Genomic DNA, 22,731 nt, shown 5'->3' with positions numbered 1-22,731 from the left:
ATGGCGATACGACCCCCCGGGGGCCGGGGCGGGAATCGATACGATGAGGGCATGGTTCTCCACGACGTGAGCGACGAACGACCGGGTGGTGCGCTGCTCGTGGCACGTCTGCACGTCGACCTGTGCCGCCTCGCCAGCGCCATGTGTATCGCGCCTCGTTGATCAGCGCTCGTCCTTCCCGTCCGCACGCCCTCACGTTGCACGCCCCAATCCAGGAGCCCACATGGCCATCGAGGTCCGCATCCCGACCATCCTCCGCACCTACACCGCCGGGCAGAAGGCCGTGCAGGGCAGCGGCGACACCATCGCCGAGCTGTTCGCGGACCTGGACGCCCACCACCCGGGCATCAAGGACCGGCTGGTCGAGGAGAGCGGCGAGCTGCGCCGTTTCGTCAACGTCTATCTGAACGACGAGGACGTCCGCTTCCTGGAGGGCATCGCCACCAAGCTGAGCGACGGCGACAACGTCACCATCCTGCCCGCGGTCGCTGGGGGCATGCGCTGATGCGCTTCGACTCCCCGCTCGCCGCGGTCGGCAACACCCCGCTGGTCCGCCTGCCGCGCCTGTCGCCCGCCGAGACCGTGCGGATCTGGGCGAAGCTGGAGGACCGCAATCCCACCGGCTCGATCAAGGACCGGCCCGCGCTGTTCATGATCGAGCAGGCCGAGAAGGACGGCCGCCTCACGCCCGGCTGCACGATCCTGGAGCCCACCTCGGGCAACACCGGGATCGCCCTGGCCATGGGCGCCCGGCTCAAGGGATACCGGATCGTCTGCGTGATGCCGGAGAACACCTCCTCCGAGCGGCGCGAGCTGCTGCGGATGTGGGGAGCCGAGATCATCTCCTCGCCCGCCGCCGGCGGCTCCAACACCGCCGTCCGGGTCGCCAAGGAGCTGGCCGCCGAGCACCCCGACTGGGTGATGCTCTACCAGTACGGGAACCCGGACAACGCGGGCGCCCACTACGCCACCACCGGCCCCGAGATCCTCGCCGACCTGCCCTCGATCACCCACTTCGTGGCCGGTCTGGGCACCACGGGCACGCTCATGGGCGTCGGCCGTTATCTGCGCGAGCACCGCCCCGGGGTCCAGATCGTCGCCGCCGAGCCGCGCTACGACGACCTGGTCTACGGCCTGCGGAACCTGGACGAGGGCTTCGTCCCCGAGCTGTACGAGGAGTCGGTGCTGACCTCGCGCTTCTCCGTCGGCTCCACCGACGCCGTCGTCCGCACCCGGGAGTTGCTGGCCCAGGAGGGCATCTTCGCGGGTGTCTCGACCGGCGCCGCCCTGCACGCGGCGATCGGCGTCGGCCGCAAGGCCGTCCGCGCCGGCCAGGAGGCCGACATCGTCTTCGTCGTCGCCGACGGCGGCTGGAAGTACCTGTCCACCGGCATCTACACCGCCGCGTCCACGGAGGAGGCGGTCGCCCGCCTGCACGGGCAGCTCTGGGCGTAGCTCACGCACAGTCGCGGCGCACACACGTAAAGTCGTGCCGTGACCGTGCGCAGCTACACCCGTCCGCAGGTGGCCGGCGAGCAGACCGTCTGGACCAGGATCACCGCGAGGGACTCCCTCGCCCGGCGGCTGGACTGGCCGCTGCTCGCAGCCGCCGTGACCCTCTCCCTCCTCGGCACCCTGCTGGTCTATTCCGCGACCCGGGGCCGCACCGACCTCAACAACGGGGACCCCGAGTACTTCCTGCTGCGCCACTTCTTCAACGTCTGCGTCGGCCTCGGACTGGCCGCCGGGATGGTCTGGCTCGGCCACATCCGCCTCCGCACCGCCGTACCCGTCCTGTACGCGCTGTCGCTGGTGCTGTCGGCCGCCGTCCTCACCCCGCTCGGCTCCTCCGTCAACGGCTCGCGGAGCTGGATCCAGCTCGGTGGCGGCTTCGCCTTCCAGCCCTCGGAGCTGGTCAAGGTCGGCGTCGTGCTCGCCATGGCGACCCTGCTGGCCGCGCCGCTGGAGAACGACCACCGGCCGCGCCCCGACAGCCGCGCGGTGCTCCAGGCGCTGGCCCTCGCCGCCCTCCCCGCCGTCCTCGTCCTGCTCTGCCCCGACGTCGGCCAGACGATGGTCATCGCGGCGATCGCGCTGGGCGTCCTGCTCGCCTCCGGCACCAGCCGCGGCTGGATCCTCGGGCTGCTCACCCTCGGCGTGGCGGGCGCGCTCGCCGTCTGGCAGCTCGGGCTGCTCGACGAATACCAGATCAACCGGTTCGCCGCCTTCGCCAACCCCGCCCTGGACCCGGCGGGCGTCGGCTACAACACCAACCAGGCCCGGATCGCGATCGGTTCGGGCGGGCTCACCGGCCAGGGCCTCTTCCACGGCAGCCAGACGCTGGGGCAGTTCGTGCCCGAGCAGCACACCGACTTCATCTTCACCGTCGTCGGCGAGGAGCTCGGCTTCGCGGGTGCCGGGCTGGTCATCGCGCTGCTCGGCGTGGTGCTGCTGCGCGGCTGCCGGATCGCCGTCCACGCGCCCGACCGCTACGGCACGATCGTCGCGGTCGGCGTCGTGACGTGGATCGCCTTCCAGAGCTTCCAGAACATGGGGATGGCCCTCGGCATCATGCCCGTCACCGGGCTGCCGCTGCCGTTCCTCTCCTACGGAGGCTCCTCGATGTTCGCCATCTGGATCGCTGTCGGACTGCTCCAGGCGATTCGTGTGAGGTCGCGAAGCCGGCTCTGACCGGCCGGTGTGAGCCCCGCCATACGGCACCTACCCCGGCCTGGTGATTCCGCCCACAGAGTGGCCCTCGCGTGGCGCGGCGCGGCCTGTTGCGACTTACAGTCGTTCGAACCCCACTACGGAGGTTCCCCCTTCAATGAAGCTCACCGTCGTCGGCTGCTCGGGGTCTTTCCCGTCCGCGGACTCGGCCTGCTCAAGCTATCTCATCGAGGCCGAGGGCTACCGGCTGCTCCTGGATATGGGCAATGGCGCCCTCGGCGAGCTACAGAAGTACTGCGGGCTGTACGACATCGACGCGATCGCGATCAGCCATCTGCATCCCGACCATTGCATCGACATGTGCGGGTACTTCGTGGCCCGCTATTACCGCCACGAGGGCGGCCGTTGCGACGCCCTCCCGGTCTACGGTCCGCCGGGCACCGAACGACGGCTCACCACAGCGTACGCCGATACGCCCTCGGACAAGTCCATGAGCGAGGTGTTCGACTTCCGCACCCTGACCTCCGGCACCACCTTCCGGATCGGGCCGCTCACGGTCACGGCCCGGCAGGTGACCCATCCCGTCGAGACCTTCGGCTTCCGCGTCGAGTACGCGGGCCGGGCCTTCGCCTATTCCGGGGACAGCGGCCGTTCCGATGTCCTGTCCGAACTGGCGCGGGACGTCGACCTGTTCCTGTGCGAGGCGTCCTTCACGCACGGCAAGGAAGACCTGCCCGAGGTCCACATCAACGGCCGGGAGGCGGGTGAATACGCGCGGGACGCCGGAGCCGAGCGTCTCGTGCTCACCCACATCCCGCCGTGGACCGACGCCCAGGTCAACCTGTGCGATGCCAAGGCCGTCTTCGGCGGCCCGGTGGAGCTGGCCCGGCCGGGCGCCGTCTACGAGGTGTGAGCGCCGCCATCCGTTCCCGGCCCCTGCGGAGGGTGGGCCGGGACGGACTAGGCTCGTCCCCATGTCTCGAATCGACGGCCGCGCGGCCGACCAGCTCCGACCCGTCACGATTGAACGCGGCTGGAGCAAGCACGCCGAGGGGTCGGTGCTCGTTTCCTTCGGGGACACCCGGGTGCTGTGCACCGCCAGCGTGACCGAGGGCGTGCCGCGCTGGCGGCGCGGGAGCGGCGAGGGCTGGGTCACCAGCGAGTACGCGATGCTGCCGCGCGCCACCAACTCGCGCGGTGACCGCGAGTCCGTGCGCGGCAAGATCGGCGGACGTACCCACGAGATCTCCCGCCTCATCGGCCGTTCGCTGCGCGCCGTCATCGATTTCAAGGCGCTGGGGGAGAACACGGTCGTCCTGGACTGCGATGTCCTCCAGGCCGACGGCGGCACCCGCACCGCCGCCATCACCGGCGCGTATGTCGCGCTCGCCGACGCCGTCGCCTGGGGGCAGCGGCACAAGCTGGTCAGGAGCAAGGCCCAGCCGCTGACCGGCGCGGTCTCCGCCGTCAGCGTCGGCATCATCGGCGGCGTGCCGATGCTCGACCTCGCCTACGAGGAGGACGTGCGCGCCGAGACGGACATGAACGTGGTCTGCACCGACGACGGCCACTTCGTGGAGGTGCAGGGCACCGCCGAGGGCGCGCCATTCCAACGGGCCGAGCTGGACGCCCTGTTGGACTTGGCGCTGGCGGGCTGCGCCCAACTGGACGCGGCGCAGCGGGCGGCGCTGGCCCTAAGCTAGGCCGCGCACCATGAGGATGCCCGGGGAGGGAATGATGAAGACCGTGAAGCTAGCCATACCCACAGGGGTGTTGACGGCGACGGCGCTGACCGCGGGGTTCACCGCCGGCTGCGATCTGCAGCAGGCCGTGGACTGCGCCCGGCTCGCGCTGGAGGTGACCAGCTCCGCCGAGGCGCTGGGACAGGCCGTCGAGGCGAACGACCCACAGGCGTTCGCCGACGCCGCCGACACCCTGACCGGGGACGTGTCGGACGTGCAGAACGACGTGGACGACGCGGACGTCAGCGCCGCCGCGGATTCCATCCAGGCGGCCCTGGACTCCATCCAGGCCGGCTTCGAGGACGGCACGGTCGTCGACCTGTCCCCGCTCTACGACGCCACCGGCCAACTGACCGACGCCTGCTCCAGTTAGGCCCGCTCCGGCGGACTTCGTCCGGGGGGTGTCCCCGGGCCGCGTGCGGCGTCGCGTGGGTACGGCATGTGCGGGCTGCCTTCGGCGTCTCGCCGGCCGGGCGCCCGGGGTACCTGCGCGGTTTCCGAGAGTCTGGGAGGCCGCGGCCTGGTCCACGATGAACCGGAAGACCGGCCCGGGGGCCGTTCCGCCGGATCATCGCGGGGGCGCGGCGCGCTTGCCATAATCCGGTGTATGTCCAGCACACAGCAGCGTCTCGTCCTCGCCACCCGCAACGCCCACAAGGTCACCGAACTGCGCGCCATCCTGGCCGGGTCGGGGCCGGCCGTGGAGCTGGTCGGCGCCGACGCGTTCCCCGAGGTGCCCGATGTCCGGGAGACCGGCGTGACGTTCGCGGAGAACGCCCTGCTCAAGGCGCACGCCCTCGCGCGGGCCACCGGGCTGCCGGCGGTCGCGGACGACTCGGGGCTGTGCGTGGACGTGCTCGGCGGCGCGCCCGGCATCTTCTCCGCCCGCTGGGCCGGGAAGCACGGCGACGACCGGGCCAATCTGGAGCTGCTGCTGGCCCAGCTCGCGGACGTGCCCGAGCCGCACCGGGGCGCGCACTTCGCGTGCGCCGCCGTGCTCGCCCTGCCCGACGGCACCGAGCGCGTCGCCGAAGGCCGGCTGCGCGGCACCCTCCGGTACGCGCCCGAGGGGGAGGGCGGCTTCGGCTACGACCCGATCCTCCAGCCCGAGGGCGACACCCGGACCTGCGCCCAGCTGACCCCGGCCGAGAAGAACGCGATCAGCCACCGGGGCAAGGCGTTCCGCGCGCTCGCGCCGCTGGTCGCGGAGCTGCTCACGCCGCCGCCGCGTGCGTGAGGTAGGCGGAGACCACCACGTTGGCGGAGTAGCTCTGGCGCTCGCGGTCGAACGTGCCGCCGCAGGTGATCAGCCGCAGCTCGGCGGCGCCCGCGCGGCGCGGGCCGTAGACGCGCGTCGCGTCGAACTCGCCGCGCTCCACCACCTCCACGTCGCTCACGGTGAACTCCGCGACGCTGCCGTCGGTCCGCGTCACCCGCACCTCGCTGCCGGGCGGCACGTCGCTCAGCGCGTAGAAGACGGCCGGCTCCGTCTCGGTGTCCACGTGGCCGACCAGCACCGCCGCGCCCGCCGCGCCCGGCGTCGGCCCGCCCGCGTACCAGCCGACCACCTCGGGTGTCTCGAACGGCGGCGGCGCCACCCCGCCGGAGGCGTCCACGTCGCGCGCCACGATGTCGGCGCGGACGCCGATGGCCTCGATCTCGACCACGCGCGGCGCCGGGTGCCCGGCCAGCGGCTCGGCGGGCGCGGGCGGCGTGGCGCCCTCGCCGGCGCGGCCGGCGGCGGGGGCCTCGCCGGGCGTGCCCAGCGGCGGGCCGCCGTCGGTCAGCTCCCGGCCCCACAGCCACAGGGCGAGCAGCAGCACCGTCCAGGCGACGGCGGAGATCAGGCGGCCGGTGCCGGAGGCGCGCGGCACGCCGGTCATCATCTCTCCCGGGCGTGCAGCCGCCATACGGCCAGCATCGCGCCGCCGGCCAGCGCGCCGGAGAACAGCGCGAGCCCGGCCGTGCCGCCGCTCATGCTGGTGGCCGCGTCCTCGGGCCCCGGCGCGGTGCCCCCGCCGCCCGCGCGCACCGGCGCGGTCGGCCCGGCATCCTCGGGTCCGGCATCCTCGGGTCGGGACTCCTCGGGCCGGGACTCCTCGGGCCGGGACTCCTCGGGCCGGGACTCCTCGGGCCGGGACTCCTCCGGCGTCGGCTCGGACCGCTCGGGGTCCGCGCCGGTGATGATGAGCCGGCCGGTGATCTTCGTCTCCTCGCCGTCGCAGGCCACCTCGATGGGGTGCACGCCCGGCTCCAGTGTGGAGCTCACCCGCGCCTCGCCGAAGAGCCCCGCGCCGCCGTCGGCCGCCGGCGTCAGCCGCGCCTCGGCGACGAACCCCGCCGACCGCGCCGTGCCCGACTCACCCGAGCAGCCGGGCACCCGCAGCTCGACGTCGTCCCCGGGCCGGGGACTGACCGGCTCGACGCGCACATCCGAGGTCTCCGCCGGCCCGTCCTCGGCGAGGGCCGGGCCGGAGCCGGCGGCGGCGGCGGCGGCCAGGGTCATGGCGCCCGCGCACAGGGCGAGCCTCAGGGATCGGCGGGACGGGACGACGGCCATGGCGGAAACCTCCGGGTCTTGTCCCGTCGAAGGTCCCCCGGTTCAGCGCGCGCCGCATCCGCTGCGGCTCGTGGTTAGCCCGGACGGGGAATCGCCGTCATACGGTCGGATCCACGCCGTCGCGACCGCGCGGTCAGACCTTGTCGACCAGGTCCGCGATCGAGTCCACCACGGAGGACGGCCGGAACGGAAAGCGCTCCACGTCCTCCGGCGCCGTCAGCCCGGTCAGCACCAGGAACGTCTCCATCCCCGCCTCCAGACCGGCCAGCACGTCGGTGTCCATCCGGTCCCCGACCATCGCGCTGGTCTCCGAGTGCGCCCCGATCATGTTCAGCCCGGTGCGCATCATCAGCGGGTTCGGCTTGCCCACGAAATACGGCTCGCGACCGGTCGCCTTGGTGATCAGCGCCGCCACCGACCCGGTCGCGGGCAGCGCGCCCTCCGCCGACGGACCGGTGTGGTCCGGGTTGGTCGCGATGAACCGCGCCCCGTCGTTGATCAGCCGGATCGCCTTGGTCAGCGCCTCGAAGCTGTACGTCCTGGTCTCGCCGAGCACCACGTAGTCCGGCGACACATCGCCGAGTACATACCCCACGTCGTGCAGGGCCGTGGTCAGTCCGGCCTCGCCGATGACGTAGGCCGTGCCGCCCGGCCGCTGTATGTCCAGGAACTGCGCGGTCGCCAGGGCCGAGGTCCAGATGTTCTCGACCGGGACGTCGAGGCCCATCCGCGTCAGCCGGGCCCGGAGGTCGCGGCGGGTGTAGATCGAGTTGTTCGTCAGGACGAGGAACGGCTTGCCCGACTCCCGCAGTCGCTTCAGGAAGCGGTCGGCCCCCGGGACCGGCACTCCCTCGTGGATGAGGACGCCGTCCATGTCGGTCAGCCAGGACTCGATCGGCTTGCGCTCTGCCACGTCCACGTTCTCCTTCACTACCGCTGCGGTCCGGACGGACCTACAGGCCCAGGTCTCTGATCAGCTTGGCGACGTGACCGGTGGCCTTGACGTTGTACAGCGCCCGCGCCACCTTTCCGTCCTCGTCGACGACGACCGTCGAGCGGATCACTCCCGTGACCGTCTTCCCGTACAGGGTCTTCTCGCCGAACGCCCCGTACGCCTTGAGGATTTCCTTGTCCGGGTCGCTGACCAGGGTGACCTTCAGGTCCTCCTTGGCGCGGAACTTGCCCAGCTTCTCCGGTGAGTCGGGGGAGACGCCGATCACCTCGTACCCGGCGCCGGCCAGCAGCGCCAGGTTGTCCGTGAAGTCGCACGCCTGCTTGGTGCAGCCGGGGGTGAGAGCGGCCGGGTAGAAATACACGATGACCTTGCGTCCCGCGTGGTCGGCCAGCGACACCGGCTTGCCGTCGGCGTCGGGCAGAGTGAAAGCGGGGGCCGGGTCCCCCGCCTGAAGGCGAGCGCTCATGATGTGCTCATCGCTCCTTGTGATCGGTGTGCGGTGCGCCACCCAGCCTAATCGGGGGATCCCGCGCGCACGCCGCGAACCGACCTGACAGACTGTGCGGCAACCCCGATGGACAGCGGTGTTGTGGCACGGACGATGGAGGCGTGAGCGTGGCGGAATCGGCCAGGACGCGAGCGGAGATCGAGGCGCGGATCGCCCAGCGGCAGAAGAACCTCGCGGCCACGCTGGACGAGATCGGGGTCAGGGTCCACCCCAGCACGATCGTGGGTGACGCCAAGGCGCGCGCCGCCGCGGCCGTCGACCGCGCGACGGGCAACGCGGTGGTCAAGGTCAACCGGGCGGTCAGTGGCGTGCGGGCGCAGTTCGTCTCGCCCGCGGGCGAGCCCCGGATGGAGCGCGTGGTCCCGGCGGTCGTCCTGGTCGCGGCCGTGGCCGGGACGCTGGTGCTGTCGTCCAGGCGCCGACGCCGGTAGGTGCCCGCCGCCGCGCTGAGATACGGTCATCATGTGAGTTCGCACCCCACCCACGACAAGCTGCCCATCCGGATGCTGCACGACCGGGTGCTGGTCCGGGCCGACACCGCCGAGGGCGAGCGCCGCTCCTCGGGCGGCATCGTCATCCCGGCGACGGCCCGCGTCGGCCGCCGGCTCGACTGGGCCGAGGTGGTGGCCGTCGGCCAGAACGTCCGCACGGTCGAGCCGGGGGACCGCGTGCTCTACGACCCCGAGGACCGCGCCGAGGTCGAGGTGCGGGGGGTGTCGTACATCCTGATGCGGGAACGCGACCTGCACGCGGTCGCCGCCGAGCGCCTCCAGGACACCGACGACTCCACCGGGCTGTACCTGTAGGAGCCCGGGAGGGGCCCAGGGCCACGACACGACGCTCCGCCGGGCATCCCTCCCCGAGACGTCGTCCGAGCCGGAAGTCCGCCGGCCGTCTCCTGGTCCGCCGCCGGTGCCGGCCGCCGCCGGTGGCCGGTGTCGCGGCGAGCTGCCCGGGAATCCCCGTCCGCGGACACTAGACCGGCTGCTCCTCCTCGGGCGGGACGGCCGGGTCCGCAGGGCCGGGGGCCGGTGACGGCAGGGGGACCAACGGCGTGAGCGTCTGCGGCACTCCGGGGAACGAGCCGGACGGGAAGCCGTCGCCCGGCGACTGGTCCGCGGGGCCGGGCGAGGCGCCGGACGGCGGCGCCGCCGGTTCGCCGCTGGGCGTGGACTCCGGGGCGCCGGACGGCTCTTCGTCCCGCTCGTCCTCCCCGCCGCGTCCTCCTCCCGTCCGCTCCTCCCCGTCCTCCTCCGGCGACCGCGATCCGGCGTCCGACGGCTCGTCCCCGGGGGAGACGTCCGGCTCCGGATCGGCCACGTCGAGATCGAACTCCCGCGTCGGCTCCCCGGCCAGCGCCGCCGCCGTGTACTGCCCCCAGATCCGCGCCGGGAAGCCGCCGCCGCTGACGCGCTCCTGCCCGGCCGCCCCGTACAGCTCCCGCTGCTCGCCCGTCTCCGGGTCCTGGCCGAACACGGCGACCACCGTGGCCAGTTCCGGGGTGTACCCGGCGAACCAGGCCGCCCGGTCCTGCTCCGCCGTGCCCGTCTTCCCCGCCGCCGGGCGGCCTGCCGACTGGGCCGCCGTGCCGGTGCCCTCCCGGACCACGCTGCGCAGGATCGCCGTCGTGCCGTCCGCCGCCTCCCGGGAGACGGCGCGGTCGGTCCCGGGCTCCGGCAGCTCGATCTCCTCGCCGTCGTGGGTGATCCGCTCCACCAGCACCACGGGCCGATGCTCGCCGTGCGCGGCGAGCGTCGCGTACGCCTCGGCCAGGTCCATCGTGCTCGGGGTGGCCGTGCCCAGCGAGATGGAGCCCTCGGCGGAGTCCAGGCCGGGCGTCGCCTCGGGGATGCCGAGCGCCACCGCCGTCTCCTTCACCCGGCTCGGGCCGACATCCGCGCCCATCTGCGCGAACACCGTGTTGACGGACTTGTCCATCGCCTCGCTGACGGTGAGCTCGCCGTAGTCCTCGTCGCCCTCGTTCTCCGGCGACCACCCGGTCCCCTCGCCGTCCCGGTCGACGACCTCCCGGCCGCTGTCGCCCTCGTACTCGGTGTCCGGACCGATCCGGTCCCCGTCGTGCGTCCGCGAACCGTGCTCCAGGGCGGCGGCGTAGACGAAGGGCTTGAACGTGGAGGCCGCCTGATAGTCGCGGCGCGTCGCGTTGTTGACGTACTGCCGGGTGTAGTCCCGGCCCCCGTACATCGCCACCACCCGGCCGGTGTCCGTCTCCACCGACGTCGCCCCGGCGCGGACCCAGGCGTCCGGCTCGCGGTCCTCGCTCAGCGCGCTCTCCAACTGCTCGTCCACCGCCTCGGCCAGGGCCCGCTGCCGGTCCGGCTCGATGGTGGTCGTGATGCGGAACCCGCCGGCGGCCAGCCGCTGTTCGTCCACGATGCCGCGCTCCGCCAGGTACTGCTTGACCGCCTCCACCAGATAGCCGCGCTCGCCGGAGAGGGAGGAGGCCGGGGTGACCTCCCGGGGCTGGGGGAACGTCATCCCGGCGCGCCGCTCCTCGCTCAGCCAGCCCTCGGAGACCATGCCGTCCAGTACGTACTCCCAGCGGTCGACGGCGAGTTCGGCGTTCCGCGGATTGGTGCTCACGTCGAAGGCGTTCGGCGCGTTGAGCAGCGCCGCCAGGTACGCGCCCTCGGCCGTGGTCAGTTCGGCGGTGTCCTTGCCGTAGTACGCCTGGGCGGCGGACTGGATGCCGTAGGCGTTGCGGCCGAAGTAGCTGGTGTTGAGATAGCCCTCCAGGATGTCGTCCTTGCTGACCTCTCGGCCGAGCTTGACCGCGATGAACAGCTCCTTCGCCTTGCGGCTGAGGGTCTGGCGCTGGTCGAGGTAGTAGTTCTTGACGTACTGCTGGGTGATGGTGGAGCCGGACTGCCGTTCGCCGCCGCGCAGCATGTTCCAGCCGGCGCGGACCATGGCCGGGATGTCCACGGCCGGGTCGTCGTAGAAGCCGCGATCCTCGGCGGCCAGGACGGCGTGGCGCACCCGGGCGGGGACCTCGGTGAGCGGGATGTTCTCGCGGTTGACCTCGCCGACGCGGGCGAGCTGCGATCCGTCGGCGTACAGGTACACGTTGTTCTGCGCCGCCGCGGCCGACTTCGGCTCCGGGATCTCGACCAGGAGGTAGCCCGCGATCAGCGCGCCGAACAGGAGCAGCAGGCCCACCAGCGTCCCGCCCAGCACCATCCGCCAGGTGGGCACCAGCCGGCGCCGCCCGGTGCGGCGGCGCCGGGCCCGGTTTCCGGCCGCCGGGTGACCGGTGGTCGGATGCTCGGGCGCCGGGTGTCCGGTGGTCGGGTGCCCGGTGGGCTCGCGCGGCCATCCGGTCCACCGGCCGTCACCGCTCGTTCGCTCACTGTCATCGCTCATGGCCCGCGTTACGGCTCCGTCACTCGCGGTACGTTCACGTGCTCGCTCAAAGCACTCTGGCACCGTGCGTAACGAGGCGCGGCCCGCGGCCACACCGCCCGTCGGGCGCCCATCCCCCGGACGGCCGCCGGGGCTCACCCGTAAGAGCCCCCCGGACCGCTACAGGGCGCGCTCCGCGCCGCCGAGCAGGTCGGACAGATCGACGGCCCGGGCCATCGCCTCGTACCCCGCGTCGTTGGGGTGCAGGCCGTCGCCGGAGTCGTAGGCCGGCAGCAGTCGCTGGGGGAGCGCCGGGTCGCGCAGCGCCGCGTCGAAGTCGGTCACCGCGTCGAAAACGCCGCCGGCCCGGATCGCGGCGTTCACCCGCTGCCGGATCAGCTCCAGCTCCTCGCTGTACGCCCCGTGGCCGCCGAACGGTGCCAGCGTCGCGCCCACCACGTGCAGCCCCTCGGCACGCGCCTGCTCGGTCAGCAGCCGCAGCCCGGCCACGATCGCCTCCGGGTCGGGCTGGCTCGGCTGGAGGATGATGTCGTTGATCCCGAGCTGGACCACGACCGTGCGCACCCCGGACTGCGCCAGCACGTCCGTGTGCAGCCGGCGCAGGCCGCTGACGCCGTTGAACACCCGGTCGGGGGCGCCGTCGCGCAGCAGCCGGTTGCCGCTGATCCCCTCGTTGAGCACGGCCAGGGCCGGCGCGTCCGGGTCCGCGCGCAGGCGGCGGGCCAGGACGTCCGTCCAGCGGCGGTTGGCGGCGGGGGTCGAGTCGACGCCGTCGGTGAGGGAGTCGCCGAGGACGACCACCGAGCCGTCCGTGTCCGGGCTGAGCACGTGCACGGCGGTCACGTAGCGCCAGGATTCGCCGTCCTCCGTGAACGGCGTGCCGCTCCTGACGCCCGCCAGATCGCCGTCCGCGACGTAGACCGGCTGCTGGGCCACGCGGTGGTACGTCACCGGGCCGGAGGGGTCCGGGGCGTAGACCGTCACCAGCAGGTCGGCGCCCGCGGCCACCGACAGGTCCACCGGATCGCTGACCACCGAGCCACCGGCCGGGATCGTCACGGAGGCGAGGTCGCCGAAGGTCGCCTCGCGCATGCTGTTCGCGCGCGCCGCCGGACCGCCGGAGGCGGCCAGGGCGACGGTGACATGGGTGAACGTGAGGGGCTGGGTGCCGTAGCGGTTCGACAGCTCGACGCGGGCACTGGTGCCGCCGACCGAGGCGTGCACCACGTTCCGTATGGACCGGCCGGCCTTGCCGTCGCGCGTGCCCGGCTCGGCGCCGGTCGGAGCCGCGGACCAGGTGCCCACCCACTCACCGTCGACAGCGGGCACGACGACTTCCTCGCCCTCGCCCCCGCCCTCGCCGTCTTCGGTGCCGGGCGTCCGCGTCGGCGCGGGCGTCGGCGCGGCCAGATCCTGCCGCCCGTCCCGTCCCGTACCCATCGCGACGACCAGCCCCAGCAGGACGACCGTCAACCCCACGAGCAGGGCGAAGGCTCGCCGCGCGCTTACCACTCCCACCGTCACATGATCCCACGATGGGATGAGCGCGGCTCACCCGGTCGGCCCAGGCCGCACAAGACTCCGGTCAACGGGACAATGACCAGTGTGATGGATCGAATCGCCTTGACGGAGGCCGACGCCGCGAAGATGCGCGGGCTGTGGCGGATGAAGACCGTGGCCACCGCCCTGCTGATCGTCGTCGCGATCGTCTACGCCCTCGCGACCTGGGCCGAGCATCGTGGCGCCGGAGCGTGGGCGGCGTACGTGGCCGCCGGCGCGGAGGCCGGCATGGTCGGCGCGCTCGCCGACTGGTTCGCCGTGACCGCCCTCTTCCGCCACCCCCTCGGCCTGCCCATTCCGCACACGGCGATCATCCCGACCAAGAAGGACCAGCTCGGCCAGTCGCTCGGCGACTTCGTCGGCGACAACTTCCTGGCCGAACAGGTCGTCCGCGACAAGCTCGCCTCCATCGCCCTCGCCCGCCGCCTGGGCGACTGGCTCTCCGGCCCGGCGAACGCCGACCGCGTCACCGCCGAGCTGGCCACGGCCGTCCGCGGCGGCCTCACCGTGCTGCGCGACGCCGACGTCCAGGCCGTCATCGGTGAGGCCATCACCCGCCGCGCCGACGCCCAGGAGCTCTCCCCGGTGCTCGGCAGGCTCCTGGAACGGACCGTCGCGGACGACGGCCACCGCCGTTTCGTCGACCTCGTGTGCGCGCAGACCGCCGACTGGCTGACCAAGCACCGCGAAGCCGTCCTGTCCGCCGTCCAGGGCGGCGCCCCCGGCTGGACCCCGCGCTTCGTGGACCGCAAGGTGGGCGACCGCGTCCATCGCGAACTGCTGCGCTTTGTCACCGAGGCGCGCGACTCCCCCCACCACCCCGCGCGCGGCGCCCTCGACCGATTCCTGACGGACTTCGCCCGTCAGCTCCAGCACGACCCGGCCACCCGCGCCAAGGTGGAACGCCTGAAGGCCGACTTCCTGGCACGCCCCGAGGTCCAGGAGCTGATCGCCTCCGCCTGGGCCAACCTCCGCGCGATGGTCCTCACGGCCGCCGAGGACGAGCACAGCGCGCTTCGCCGCCGCGCCCGCGACGCGGTCCTCACCCTGGGCCACCGCCTCGCCTCGGACGAACGCCTGCGCGCCAAGCTGGACGGCTGGGTGACCGACGCCACGATCCACGTCGTCTCCGGCTACCGCACCGAGATCACGTCCCTGATCACGGACACGGTCGCTTCCTGGGACGCCCGCACCACGTCCCGCAAGATCGAACTCCACATCGGCCGCGACCTGCAGTTCATCCGCCTGAACGGCACGGTCATCGGCGCTTTGGTGGGGCTGACGATTCACGCCCTGACCCACGCCGTGGGCGGGTGACGCGCCGCCTTCCCCGCCCGTTGACCCGTCGGAGGCGACGGAGACGGCCAGCAGGAGACGGGGCACATGGCCCCGCGCCACACGGCGGCGCGGGGCGGGCTCGCGTGGTGCGGGACGTCCGCGTATACGGCGTCTCCATGGGGCACTTCACCGGTAAGGCCCCAACCGGGGGCGGCCGGCGGCGAATCGGCGTCCGGCGGACGACATGCTCCGGGCCGGGCCGCCCGGAGCCCCGCGCGTGCGGCGGGCTCTGCCGCGCCGGGCGCTCCGGGGGACTCCGGAAATCCCCAGAAGACTCCGGAAATCCCCAGAAGACTCCGGAAGACTCCGGAAGACTCCAGAAGAAGGGTGTCCCGCACCTGGGCGCGGGGTGCGGAACGGCGACCGGTGGCACGGCGCGCGGCTCGTGCCGGAGATCGATCACCTGGGCCGCGGCCGGTCCGACCACCGCCTCGGCGAACCTCCGGTATCTGTGCCCGTCCCGCCACCGCCGGCCGCCGACTTTCGCACGTCGTGGCCGGTGAGACGCGGGACACCCGGGGCGGTGGGCACTTTCCCGGCCGGTACAGTTGGGTGAGCGGGCCCGTACCCCAGCTGGCCAGAGGGCGCCGGTTTAGGTCCGGTGTGTCGTGGGTTCGAGTCCCACCGGGCCCACCGCGGACCCTGCCCTCCGGCGGGGCTCTTCACGGTGACGCCGGGCCGGCGGCGATACCGTGTCCTTCGTACGTTGCTCGTACGTGACCCGTTGTTCCGATTCCTCCAGGAGGATCGACCATGGCAACCACCCGCATCGCCACGACGAACTGGGAAGGCTCCCTCATGGAGGGCGCCGGGACCGTGTCCCTGGATTCCTCGGGGGTCGGGAAGTTCGACGTCACCTGGCCGTCCCGGGCCGAGGAGCCCCATGGGCGGACCAGTCCCGAGGAGCTCATCGCCGCCGCGCACTCCTCGTGCTTCTCGATGGCCCTCTCGCACGGGCTCGCCGGCGCCGGGACGCCGCCGGAGTCGGTGCAGACGCAGGCGAGCGTCACGTTCCAGCCGGGGCAGGGCATCACCGGCATCGTGCTGAGCGTCAAGGCGCGGGTGCCCGGGATCTCGGCGGCGGACTTCCAGACCGCCGCCGAGGCCGCCAAGGCCAACTGCCCGGTCAGCAAGGCGCTGACGGGTGCCCCGATCTCGCTTGAGGCCGAACTGCTCGACTAGGACCGGACGCTGACAGTCTCCGCCGGGGCGGGGGCCGTCGGCCGGGCCGTTTCCGCCTGGCGGCTCAACAGCCAGAAGGCGACGGCCAGTCCGGCCCAGAGCATGCCGTGCCCGGCCAGGGACAGCAGGCGGAAGTCCCACAGCAGTTCGGCGGGGACGTCCACCGGGTCGGGGTTGCCGGGCAGCAGGAAGAGCGCGGCCAGGGTGGCCACGAGCGTTCCCGCGACGGCCAGGTGACGGACCGGCTGGAGCTGGTCCGTCAGCCTGCGGTACAGGTGCCAGGCCAGTGCCGTGCCGAGCACGCCGATCACCAGGGCGGCCAGCCAGGCGAGTTGGCGTTCCTCGACGGTGTCGCTGTCGCCGACGCCGGGGGGCCGGGCCGGGTAGCGCAGGCCGGGCAGCAGCGACAGGGCCACGAAGCCCGCCGCGGCCAGGGCGACCGCGCGCGGCCAGTCGGCCGCCGGGTCCGGGACCCGGTACAGCACCGCGTAGACGATGCCGAAGAAGACGCCGATGGCCAGGCCCATGACGATCGCGGTCACCACCAGCCCGATGTGCTGGGTGCCGCGGCCGAAGACTTCCTCGGCGGCGTGCGCGTGCCCGGTCTCACCGTGTTCCGCGCCGTGTTCCTCTTCGAGGCGGATGGCGCGGTCCAGCAGGGGACCGGCCAACAGGAGGGAGAACAGGCCCGAGAGCAGGCCGCCGAAGCCGCCCGCGGCGATGCCGCGGGTGAGCGGGGGGAGCATGTCCGGTGATCCCTCTCAGTGGCAGGGAGCGCCGAACAGGTGCCGGCCGTCGTGCGAGAACTCGTGGAGGTAGTTCTCCGTGGCGGCGATGGCCTGGCCGTTGTCGAAGAAGACGGCCCAGAGAGCGAGCAGAGCGATGACAGCGGCGAACGCGGCGACGGCCCAGTCCCGGGTCCGGCGCGTCGCGTCGGCGGCGGGGGCCGCGGTCGTTCCTACGGTGTGCTGAGACATCCGAAGTCCTCCTCCTGGGGTTTCCACGCCCCATGTTCGGAGAGAGCGACGGATCAGTTCCTGACTCCGCGCCGGCTGTCGGCCGGCGGCGTCACAGTGGCGGGACCGTCCCGGATTCGCACCGGGTTCCTGCATACCGTCGCCTCAAGTATGAAAATATGAAGTGCCTTGAGCGTGGCAGGCTTGGCATACCCCTGTCAACGGACCCGACCGTAGTTCATGCCGTCCCGCGATCTGGCCAGCCAGCCCTCGTCCACCAGGTACCGGCGGAGCGCCGCGCAGTCGTCGTGGACCGTGAGCAACGCCTCGTTGACCTCGCGTTCGCTGTAGACACGGCCGCGCTCGAAAAGCGTCTCGGCGAGGTGGGCGAGCAACTGCTCGCGGCGCGCGACCCGTCGGGGGATCGCGATCAGCCGTCCGCGCGCGAAGAGATGACTGACGCCCCGGGCATCCCGGGCACCGTCCCCATCGGTCACGGTCCTCGCTCCTCTCATGCCGGTCATGCCGGTCATGCCGGTCATGCCGGTCACTCCGGTTCCGGATGCGCTTCCGGACGGCCCCAGGCTGCCACGACCGCCCGGCCCCCGCATGCGGATTGTCCGGGCTGCCTACACTGCTGGCATGCCCAACCGTCAGGTCCCCACGGCGACATGGATCTCCTTGCTCACCGCGGGGGCGCTGGTGATCGTCACGGCGCTGGCCGTGCAGGCGCGTGACGACGCCCCGGCGAGCGCGGCACCCGGCACGAGTGAGCCCTCCGCGTCACCGACGGCGGACGGGACGGCTTCCGCCGATCCGTCGCCCGAGGCGCCGGCGGTGCCGGAGGACTCGGGCGACGGGCGGCGCGTCGTCTACTCGCTGGGTCAGGAACAGGTCTGGCTGGTGGGCGACGACAACACGGCCACGCGCACCTTCACGGTCTGGCCCGGGACGGTGACCCCGGAGGTCGGGACGTACACGGTCTCGTACCGCCGCCCGGAGAGCACCGGCAGCGACGGGGCGCCGATCGAGAACATCGTCTACTTCACGGTCGTGGGCGGGATATCCATCGGGTTCTCCAACGCGGTGGACGGCGCGTCCCCGAGCCCGGGACCGGGAGTCGAGACCGGCGGCATCCGGTCGCGTGCCGAGGACGGCGACGCCGTATGGGAGTTCACGGAGGTCGGCACCACCGTGCGGGTGGTCGGGTAGCTCACGGACGGGGTGCGGCGTCCGGCATCCGCCGCACGGCGCCGCGCTTCTCGTCGAGTCACGCGGTGATCGACTCCGACTCGTCGGCGTGCTCGTCGAGTTCGTTCTCCATCCGGGTGGCCCCGGCGGCGGACCAGGCGTCCACCACACCGGCCGTTGCCTCGCGCTCGCCGTCCCGCCGGGTCACCTCCGTTCTCCTCGGCGGTGGCGGAGCCGGAGGCCCCGTCCCACCGGGGATCGCCCAGCGCGTCCAGCGGCGTCGCGTACCGGTGTCCCTCGCCCGCCATGCACCGGGACCGGCTCCCGGACCGGGCGCACCGGCCGGTCGCGCCACGCCGCCGGGGACGCCGGACGGTCCCGGCACCCGGTGTAGGAGACTGCTCACAGGCCGATCTGTCGGAGGAAGGTGCTCGATGAGCGTGGTGAAGATCAACGTGCTGTCCGTTCCCGAGGAGCAGCGGGAGGTTCTGGAGAAGCGGTTCGCCGGGCGGGCCGGGATCGTCGAGGCGCAGGACGGGTTCGAGTGGTTCGAGTTGCTGCGGCCCGTCGAGGGGACCGACACGTATCTCGTGTACACCCGCTGGCGCAGCGAGGAGGACTTCCAGAACTGGCTGAGCGGGCCCATGCGGCAGGCTCATCAGGGTGGCGGCGAGCGGCCGGCGGCGGCGGGTTCGACGCTCTGGTCCTTCGAGGTGATCCAGCAGGCGGGGCCCAGGGAGGGCTGAGTCACAGGGCCAGCGACAACAGGGTGGGCGCGGCCTGCCGGTTGAGCGCCTCGGCCGCCAGCCGCAGACGGTGGGCCTGATCGATCGGCAGGGACAGGGCCAGACAGCCGGCCGTCGAGCCCGCCGTCAGCGGGACCGCCGCGCACAGCGTGCCGACCGCGTACTCCTGGAGGTCGAGCACCGGCATCGTGGCCGGCCGGCGGTCCAGCGCGCTGAGCAGGATCCGCTGGTCGGTGATGGTCCGCGAGGTGAGGCGGGCGGCGGGGTGGCGGGCGAGGTGGTCCTGGCGGCCGTCGTGGTCGAGCTGGCTGAGCAGGCACTTGCCGATCGCGGTGGCGTGGGCGGCGGCGCGGAAGTCCACCCACTCGTTGACCCTCGGCGTCTGCGGGGCGTCCGAGGTGAGGGTCACCTCCAGCTCGCCGTCGGCGTAACGGGCCAGGTAGACGGCCGCGTTGAGCGATTCGCGCAGCGCGTCCAGCGCCTGCTGGAGCTTCTCCTGCCGCAGCCGCCGCCGGTCGGCGGCGGAGCCGAGCAGGACGAGGGCGCGCCCGGCGGCGTAGCCGCCGTCGGCGAGCCTGCGGACGTAGCCCTCGCGGCGCAACGTCCCTAGCAAATGGGCGAGTTGACTTGCTGGGAGGGCGGCGGCGCGCCCCAGCTCGTCGTCGCGCAGGCCGTCCGGGTGTCCGGCGATGATCTCCAGCACCCGCAGGGCGTGGCGCACGGAGCGGAACGGGGCGGTCCGACCGGACGTGGTCCCCACTGCGTCCTCCTGGCTGCGTCCTCGCGGAGAGCGGATGGCGACCAGCCTAGCGATGAACGGAGTCGGTGGGCGGCAGAGCTCACAGGACGGTGCTGAGGAACTCCCTGGTGCGGTCGTGTTCCGGGGCGCTGAAGATCTTGTCCGGGCTGCCGGATTCGACGATCCGGCCCTGGTCGAACATCAGGACCGCGTCGGAGATGTCCCGGGCGAACGACATCTCGTGGGTGACGACGAGCATGGTGATGTCCGTGGTGCGGGCGATGTCGCGCAGCACGTCCAGCACGCCCGCGACCAACTCGGGGTCGAGCGCCGAGGTCACCTCGTCCAGCAGCAGCACTTGCGGGCGCATGGCCAGTGCCCGGGCGATGGCGACCCGTTGCTGCTGGCCGCCGGACAGCTGGCTGGGGTATTTGTCGAGTTGGTCGGTCAGGCCGACCAACTCGATGAGGTCGCGGGCGCGTTCCGCGGCCTCCTCGCGGGACAGGCCGAGGACGTGGACGGGCGCCTCGGTGACGTTCCGCAGCACCTTCATGTTGGGGAAGAGGTTGAACTGCTGGAAGACCATGCCGATCTTCTTGCGGACCTCGCGGACGTGCCGGTCGCCGGCCCTGATCAGCTTGCCGTTGCGCTGCTCGTGGGTGAGGCAGTCGCCGTCCACGCTGATCGTGCCCTCGTCCGGCCGCACCAGGGCCATCAGCAGCCGCAGGATGGTGGTCTTGCCGGAGCCGGAGGGGCCGATGAGAGTGACGTGCTTCCCCCGGGCCACGGAGAAGTCGAGGCGGTCGAGGACGGTCGTGTCGCCGAAGCGCTGGGTGACCTGGTCGAATCGGATCAGTTCGTCGGGGGTTTCAACGGGTGACGGCAAGACGACGCTCCAGGGCTCGGACCAGCAGAGAGGCCGGGTAGGCGATGGCGAGGAAGGCGACACCCACGATGGTGTACGCCTCGGTGGTGAACGTCGCGTCGCTGAAGCCCCTGGCCTCCCCGAACATGTCGAGTGCCCCGACGACCGCGATCATCGGTGAGTCCTTCAGCATGGCGATGACGTAGTTCCCCAGGGCCGGGACCACCCTGCGGACGGCCTGCGGCAGGATCACCGCGCGCCAGGTGCGGCGGCGCGGCAGGCTGAGCGCGGTGGCCGCCTCCCACTGGCCGGCCGGGACGCCGTCGATCCCGGCGCGGTAGACCTCGGCGATGTACGTCGAGTAGTGCAGGCCGAGGCCGACGATGCCGGTGGTGAGCGCGGACATCGACGGGCCCCACTCGGGCACCACGTAGTAGAGGAAGAAGAGCTGCACCAGCAGCGGCGTGTCGCGGATGAACTCGGTGACCGCGTTCACCGGCCAGCGCACGAGCGCGAGGCGGGAGCGCTGCGCGAGGGCCCACACCAGGCCGAGCGCGAAGGCGATCAGGCTGCCGAGCGCCAGCGCCTGGAGGGTGACCAGCACCCCGTCCCAGAAGCGCGGCAGGAAGGCGTCGACGACGTCCCAGTCCCAACTCACGCGGCACCGCCGCCCACCGTGCCGGACGCCATGCCGGGCGCCGCGCCGGCGGTCAGCGCGCCCGCGCCCTCCCCGGCCCGCTCGCGCGGCGCGAGCCGCGACCACAGGCTTCCGCCGCGCGGCGGCGCCTGCCCCACCCGGGACTTGGCGTGCCGCTCCAGCACCCGCATCCCCCGGGTGAGGACGAACGCGAGGACGAAGTAGAGGACGAGGAGCAGCGTGTAGACCGGCGCGCTCTCGTTGCTGCCGAGCCGGACCAGGTTCCCCGCGTAGGTCATGTCGGCCACCGTGATCGTGGAGACCAGCGCGGTGCCCTTGAGCAGCTCGATCAACAGGTTGTTGAACGGTGGCACCATCTCCGGCCACGCCTGCGGGATCTCGATGCGCCGCAGCCGCTGGAGGCGGGTGAAGCCCAGCGCGACCCCCGCCTCGCGCTGGGCGGCGGGCACGGCCGCCAGGGCGCCGCGCACCACCTCCGAGCCGTAGGCGCCGTAGGTCAGGCCGAGCGCCAGCACCCCGGCGAACATCGGCACGAGCTGCCAGCGGAAGATCAGGGGCAGCGAGAAGACCAGCCAGAACATCAGGACCAGCGACGACATGCCGCGGAACAGCTCGAAGTAGCAGCCGGACAGGAACCGCAGGACCCACAGCCGCGAGGTCCGCAGGGCGCCGACGGCGAACGCGACGGCGGCGGCCAGCACGGCGCCGCAGAGCGTGACCTGGATCGTGATCCAGACGCCGGGCAGGAAGTAGTTCTCGAACATCCCCTGGGTCATCATCGGCACAGCTCCTCGGCGGTGAGGTCGGTCATCTCCGCCTCGGTGAAACCGAAGGGCGCGACGATCTCCAGGAGTTCACCGCTGTCCTTGAGCCGGTGCAGCTCCTCGTTGAAGGCGTCGCGGAGGTTCTTCTCCGTCGGCCGGAACGCGAACCCGCCCGCGCCGTAGGCCGGTTCGCCGTCCACGACGGGCTGGAACGGCTCGGTGGCCTCGACCCGGCCGGACCCCTCGACCACGCCCTTGACGGTGACGCTGGTCCCGGCGAACGCGGCGGCCCGCCCCTGCGTGACGGCTTCGAGGCCGGCGACCTGGTCGGGCAGGATGAGCAGGTCGCCGATCCCGGCGGCGCGGGCGTAGTCGATCTGGGCGTACGCCTGACCGGTGGCCAGGGTCAGGTTCTTCTCCTTGACATCCTCGTAGCCGCGCAGCCCCTCGGGGTTCCCGGCCGGGACGATGAAGGCGTCGGGCATCAGGTAGTCCGGATCGGAGAAGAGCACCTGCGCGCAGCGGGTCGGGTTGATGTACATCCCGGCGGAGACGACGTCGAACTGCCGGGCCTTGAGCCCCGGGATCAGGGCGCTGAACTCGACGGGCACGGGCGTCACCTCGTCCACGCCGAGGCGGCGGAAGATCACCTTCGCCACCTCGGGGGCCTCGCCGGTCGGCTCCCCTTCGTCGTCGATGTAGCCGAAGGGGGGTTCGTTGGCGATGCCGATCTTGACCCGGCCGCGTTCGCGCAGCCGTTCCAGCAGGTCGCCGCCCGCCTCGTCGCCGTCGGCCGGGACCCGGGAGCATCCCGCCGCCGCGAGGACGCCGAACGCGGCGGCGCCCGCGAGCAGCGAGCGGCGGCTGGGGCCTGTCGCTCTTCGTGAGGGAGCCATGGGCGCGCCTCTACCCG

The 22,731-nt window shown here is 72.5% G+C and carries 29 protein-coding genes, 1 tRNA gene and 1 riboswitch; of the genes, 15 read left to right on the top strand and 15 right to left on the bottom strand.

Annotation, left to right across the window (positions count from 1 at the left end):
- The first annotated feature begins 51 nt into the window (after nt 1-51).
- From OIE51_RS09355 to rdgB, 8 genes are all read left to right on the top strand, one after another.
- A complete protein-coding gene (locus tag OIE51_RS09355; RefSeq protein ID WP_326596862.1) occupies nt 52-162 on the top strand; it encodes a putative leader peptide in 111 nt (36 codons plus the stop codon).
- Nucleotides 163-223: 61 nt separating this feature from the next.
- The gene (locus tag OIE51_RS09350; protein WP_326596860.1) at nt 224-505 is read left to right on the top strand and encodes a MoaD/ThiS family protein; all 282 of its coding nucleotides are present in this window, start codon (nt 224-226) and stop codon (nt 503-505) included.
- Nucleotides 505-1,455: a PLP-dependent cysteine synthase family protein gene (locus tag OIE51_RS09345; RefSeq protein WP_326596859.1), complete on the top strand. Its 951-nt coding sequence runs from the start codon at nt 505-507 to the stop codon at nt 1,453-1,455. Before OIE51_RS09350 ends, OIE51_RS09345 begins: the two co-directional genes overlap by 1 nt.
- A gap of 39 nt (nt 1,456-1,494) precedes the next feature.
- Nucleotides 1,495-2,691, top strand: coding sequence for a rod shape-determining protein RodA (rodA, locus tag OIE51_RS09340; protein ID WP_442811892.1), 1,197 nt, complete (start codon nt 1,495-1,497; stop codon nt 2,689-2,691).
- A 136-nt stretch (nt 2,692-2,827) separates the two neighbouring features.
- Nucleotides 2,828-3,583, top strand: a complete 756-nt coding sequence (locus OIE51_RS09335; protein ID WP_326596857.1) for an MBL fold metallo-hydrolase — start codon at nt 2,828-2,830, stop codon at nt 3,581-3,583.
- 61 nt (nt 3,584-3,644) lie between these two features.
- Complete coding sequence (gene rph / locus OIE51_RS09330) at nt 3,645-4,373, top strand: ribonuclease PH (protein ID WP_326596856.1); 729 nt, start codon at nt 3,645-3,647, stop codon at nt 4,371-4,373.
- Nucleotides 4,374-4,416: 43 nt separating this feature from the next.
- Nucleotides 4,417-4,785, top strand: coding sequence for a hypothetical protein (locus tag OIE51_RS09325; RefSeq protein WP_326596854.1), 369 nt, complete (start codon nt 4,417-4,419; stop codon nt 4,783-4,785).
- A gap of 234 nt (nt 4,786-5,019) precedes the next feature.
- Nucleotides 5,020-5,649 carry an RdgB/HAM1 family non-canonical purine NTP pyrophosphatase gene (gene rdgB, locus OIE51_RS09320; RefSeq protein WP_326596853.1) on the top strand — a complete coding sequence of 210 codons (630 nt, stop codon included), beginning with the start codon at nt 5,020-5,022 and terminating at the stop codon, nt 5,647-5,649.
- On the opposite strand, the gene OIE51_RS09315 is transcribed toward rdgB, so the two are convergent.
- From OIE51_RS09315 to bcp, 4 genes are all read right to left on the bottom strand, one after another.
- The gene (locus OIE51_RS09315) at nt 5,627-6,295 is read right to left on the bottom strand and encodes a class F sortase (RefSeq protein WP_326600578.1); all 669 of its coding nucleotides are present in this window, start codon (nt 6,293-6,295) and stop codon (nt 5,627-5,629) included. The two genes, rdgB and OIE51_RS09315, sit on opposite strands and share 23 nt — an antisense overlap.
- Nucleotides 6,295-6,972, bottom strand: a complete 678-nt coding sequence (locus tag OIE51_RS09310) for a hypothetical protein (RefSeq protein ID WP_326596851.1) — start codon at nt 6,970-6,972, stop codon at nt 6,295-6,297. Before OIE51_RS09310 ends, OIE51_RS09315 begins: the two co-directional genes overlap by 1 nt.
- 133 nt (nt 6,973-7,105) lie before the next feature.
- Nucleotides 7,106-7,885, bottom strand: a complete 780-nt coding sequence (locus OIE51_RS09305) for an HAD-IIA family hydrolase (RefSeq protein WP_326596849.1) — start codon at nt 7,883-7,885, stop codon at nt 7,106-7,108.
- A 40-nt stretch (nt 7,886-7,925) separates the two neighbouring features.
- On the bottom strand, nt 7,926-8,393 hold the full coding sequence (gene bcp / locus OIE51_RS09300; protein WP_326596847.1) for a thioredoxin-dependent thiol peroxidase: 468 nt from the start codon (nt 8,391-8,393) through the stop codon (nt 7,926-7,928).
- Nucleotides 8,394-8,536: 143 nt separating this feature from the next.
- On the opposite strand from bcp, the gene OIE51_RS09295 reads away from it, so the two are divergent.
- Together OIE51_RS09295 and OIE51_RS09290 are read left to right on the top strand one after the other, a co-directional pair.
- Complete coding sequence (locus OIE51_RS09295) at nt 8,537-8,866, top strand: DUF3618 domain-containing protein (RefSeq protein ID WP_326596846.1); 330 nt, start codon at nt 8,537-8,539, stop codon at nt 8,864-8,866.
- Between the two features lie 72 nt (nt 8,867-8,938).
- Nucleotides 8,939-9,241, top strand: a complete 303-nt coding sequence (locus tag OIE51_RS09290; protein WP_326600577.1) for a GroES family chaperonin — start codon at nt 8,939-8,941, stop codon at nt 9,239-9,241.
- Between the two features lie 169 nt (nt 9,242-9,410).
- Here the strand turns inward: OIE51_RS09290 and OIE51_RS09285 are convergent, their stop codons facing one another.
- Both OIE51_RS09285 and OIE51_RS09280 read right to left on the bottom strand, forming a co-directional pair.
- A complete protein-coding gene (locus tag OIE51_RS09285) occupies nt 9,411-11,819 on the bottom strand; it encodes a transglycosylase domain-containing protein (RefSeq protein ID WP_326596845.1) in 2,409 nt (802 codons plus the stop codon).
- 159 nt (nt 11,820-11,978) lie between these two features.
- The gene (locus OIE51_RS09280) at nt 11,979-13,259 is read right to left on the bottom strand and encodes a GDSL-type esterase/lipase family protein (RefSeq protein WP_442812046.1); all 1,281 of its coding nucleotides are present in this window, start codon (nt 13,257-13,259) and stop codon (nt 11,979-11,981) included.
- A gap of 84 nt (nt 13,260-13,343) precedes the next feature.
- On the opposite strand from OIE51_RS09280, the gene OIE51_RS09275 reads away from it, so the two are divergent.
- The 3 genes from OIE51_RS09275 to OIE51_RS09265 all read left to right on the top strand — a co-directional run bounded on the left by OIE51_RS09275 (nt 13,344) and on the right by OIE51_RS09265 (nt 15,899).
- On the top strand, nt 13,344-14,696 hold the full coding sequence (locus tag OIE51_RS09275) for a DUF445 domain-containing protein (RefSeq protein WP_442811891.1): 1,353 nt from the start codon (nt 13,344-13,346) through the stop codon (nt 14,694-14,696).
- 579 nt (nt 14,697-15,275) lie between these two features.
- Nucleotides 15,276-15,350, top strand: a tRNA-Leu gene (locus OIE51_RS09270).
- A gap of 120 nt (nt 15,351-15,470) precedes the next feature.
- Nucleotides 15,471-15,899 (top strand): OsmC family protein, encoded by a 429-nt coding sequence (locus tag OIE51_RS09265; protein ID WP_326596841.1) that lies wholly within the window; start codon nt 15,471-15,473, stop codon nt 15,897-15,899.
- Here OIE51_RS09265 and OIE51_RS09260 read toward each other — a convergent pair.
- The 3 genes from OIE51_RS09260 to OIE51_RS09250 all read right to left on the bottom strand — a co-directional run bounded on the left by OIE51_RS09260 (nt 15,896) and on the right by OIE51_RS09250 (nt 17,352).
- The gene (locus OIE51_RS09260; protein WP_326596839.1) at nt 15,896-16,645 is read right to left on the bottom strand and encodes a CbtA family protein; all 750 of its coding nucleotides are present in this window, start codon (nt 16,643-16,645) and stop codon (nt 15,896-15,898) included. The genes OIE51_RS09265 and OIE51_RS09260 overlap by 4 nt on opposite strands.
- A 15-nt stretch (nt 16,646-16,660) precedes the next feature.
- Nucleotides 16,661-16,876: a CbtB domain-containing protein gene (locus OIE51_RS09255; protein ID WP_326596837.1), complete on the bottom strand. Its 216-nt coding sequence runs from the start codon at nt 16,874-16,876 to the stop codon at nt 16,661-16,663.
- 33 nt (nt 16,877-16,909) lie between these two features.
- Nucleotides 16,910-17,032, bottom strand: a riboswitch (cobalamin riboswitch).
- Between the two features lie 41 nt (nt 17,033-17,073).
- Nucleotides 17,074-17,352, bottom strand: a complete 279-nt coding sequence (locus OIE51_RS09250; RefSeq protein ID WP_442811890.1) for a DUF2087 domain-containing protein — start codon at nt 17,350-17,352, stop codon at nt 17,074-17,076.
- 145 nt (nt 17,353-17,497) lie between these two features.
- Here OIE51_RS09250 and OIE51_RS09245 point away from each other — a divergent pair, with 145 nt between their 5' ends.
- On the top strand, nt 17,498-18,067 hold the full coding sequence (locus OIE51_RS09245) for a L,D-transpeptidase (protein ID WP_326596836.1): 570 nt from the start codon (nt 17,498-17,500) through the stop codon (nt 18,065-18,067).
- A gap of 58 nt (nt 18,068-18,125) precedes the next feature.
- Here the strand turns inward: OIE51_RS09245 and OIE51_RS09240 are convergent, their stop codons facing one another.
- Nucleotides 18,126-18,254, bottom strand: coding sequence for a hypothetical protein (locus OIE51_RS09240; RefSeq protein ID WP_326596834.1), 129 nt, complete (start codon nt 18,252-18,254; stop codon nt 18,126-18,128).
- A 226-nt stretch (nt 18,255-18,480) separates the two neighbouring features.
- On the opposite strand from OIE51_RS09240, the gene OIE51_RS09235 reads away from it, so the two are divergent.
- Nucleotides 18,481-18,792, top strand: a complete 312-nt coding sequence (locus tag OIE51_RS09235) for an antibiotic biosynthesis monooxygenase family protein (RefSeq protein WP_326596832.1) — start codon at nt 18,481-18,483, stop codon at nt 18,790-18,792.
- A 1-nt stretch (nt 18,793) separates the two neighbouring features.
- Here the strand turns inward: OIE51_RS09235 and OIE51_RS09230 are convergent, their stop codons facing one another.
- From OIE51_RS09230 to ehuB, 5 genes are all read right to left on the bottom strand, one after another.
- Nucleotides 18,794-19,552: an IclR family transcriptional regulator gene (locus OIE51_RS09230; protein WP_326596830.1), complete on the bottom strand. Its 759-nt coding sequence runs from the start codon at nt 19,550-19,552 to the stop codon at nt 18,794-18,796.
- Between the two features lie 79 nt (nt 19,553-19,631).
- The gene (gene ehuA / locus OIE51_RS09225) at nt 19,632-20,417 is read right to left on the bottom strand and encodes an ectoine/hydroxyectoine ABC transporter ATP-binding protein EhuA (RefSeq protein ID WP_326596828.1); all 786 of its coding nucleotides are present in this window, start codon (nt 20,415-20,417) and stop codon (nt 19,632-19,634) included.
- Entirely contained in the window at nt 20,401-21,054 is a 654-nt protein-coding gene (ehuD, locus tag OIE51_RS09220) for an ectoine/hydroxyectoine ABC transporter permease subunit EhuD (protein ID WP_326596827.1), read from the bottom strand. The genes ehuA and ehuD overlap by 17 nt, the downstream gene beginning before the upstream one ends.
- Complete coding sequence (gene ehuC, locus OIE51_RS09215) at nt 21,051-21,833, bottom strand: ectoine/hydroxyectoine ABC transporter permease subunit EhuC (RefSeq protein WP_326596825.1); 783 nt, start codon at nt 21,831-21,833, stop codon at nt 21,051-21,053. Before ehuC ends, ehuD begins: the two co-directional genes overlap by 4 nt.
- Nucleotides 21,830-22,714 carry an ectoine/hydroxyectoine ABC transporter substrate-binding protein EhuB gene (ehuB, locus tag OIE51_RS09210; RefSeq protein WP_326596824.1) on the bottom strand — a complete coding sequence of 295 codons (885 nt, stop codon included), beginning with the start codon at nt 22,712-22,714 and terminating at the stop codon, nt 21,830-21,832. Before ehuB ends, ehuC begins: the two co-directional genes overlap by 4 nt.
- Between the last annotated feature and the right edge of the window lie 17 nt (nt 22,715-22,731).

Source organism: Streptomyces sp. NBC_01803 (assembly GCF_035917415.1).
In the GTDB taxonomy this organism is placed as follows: domain Bacteria; phylum Actinomycetota; class Actinomycetes; order Streptomycetales; family Streptomycetaceae; genus Streptomyces.
The sequence above is the reverse complement of the archived record's forward strand: the minus strand, read 5'-3'. Positions and strand labels throughout refer to the sequence as shown.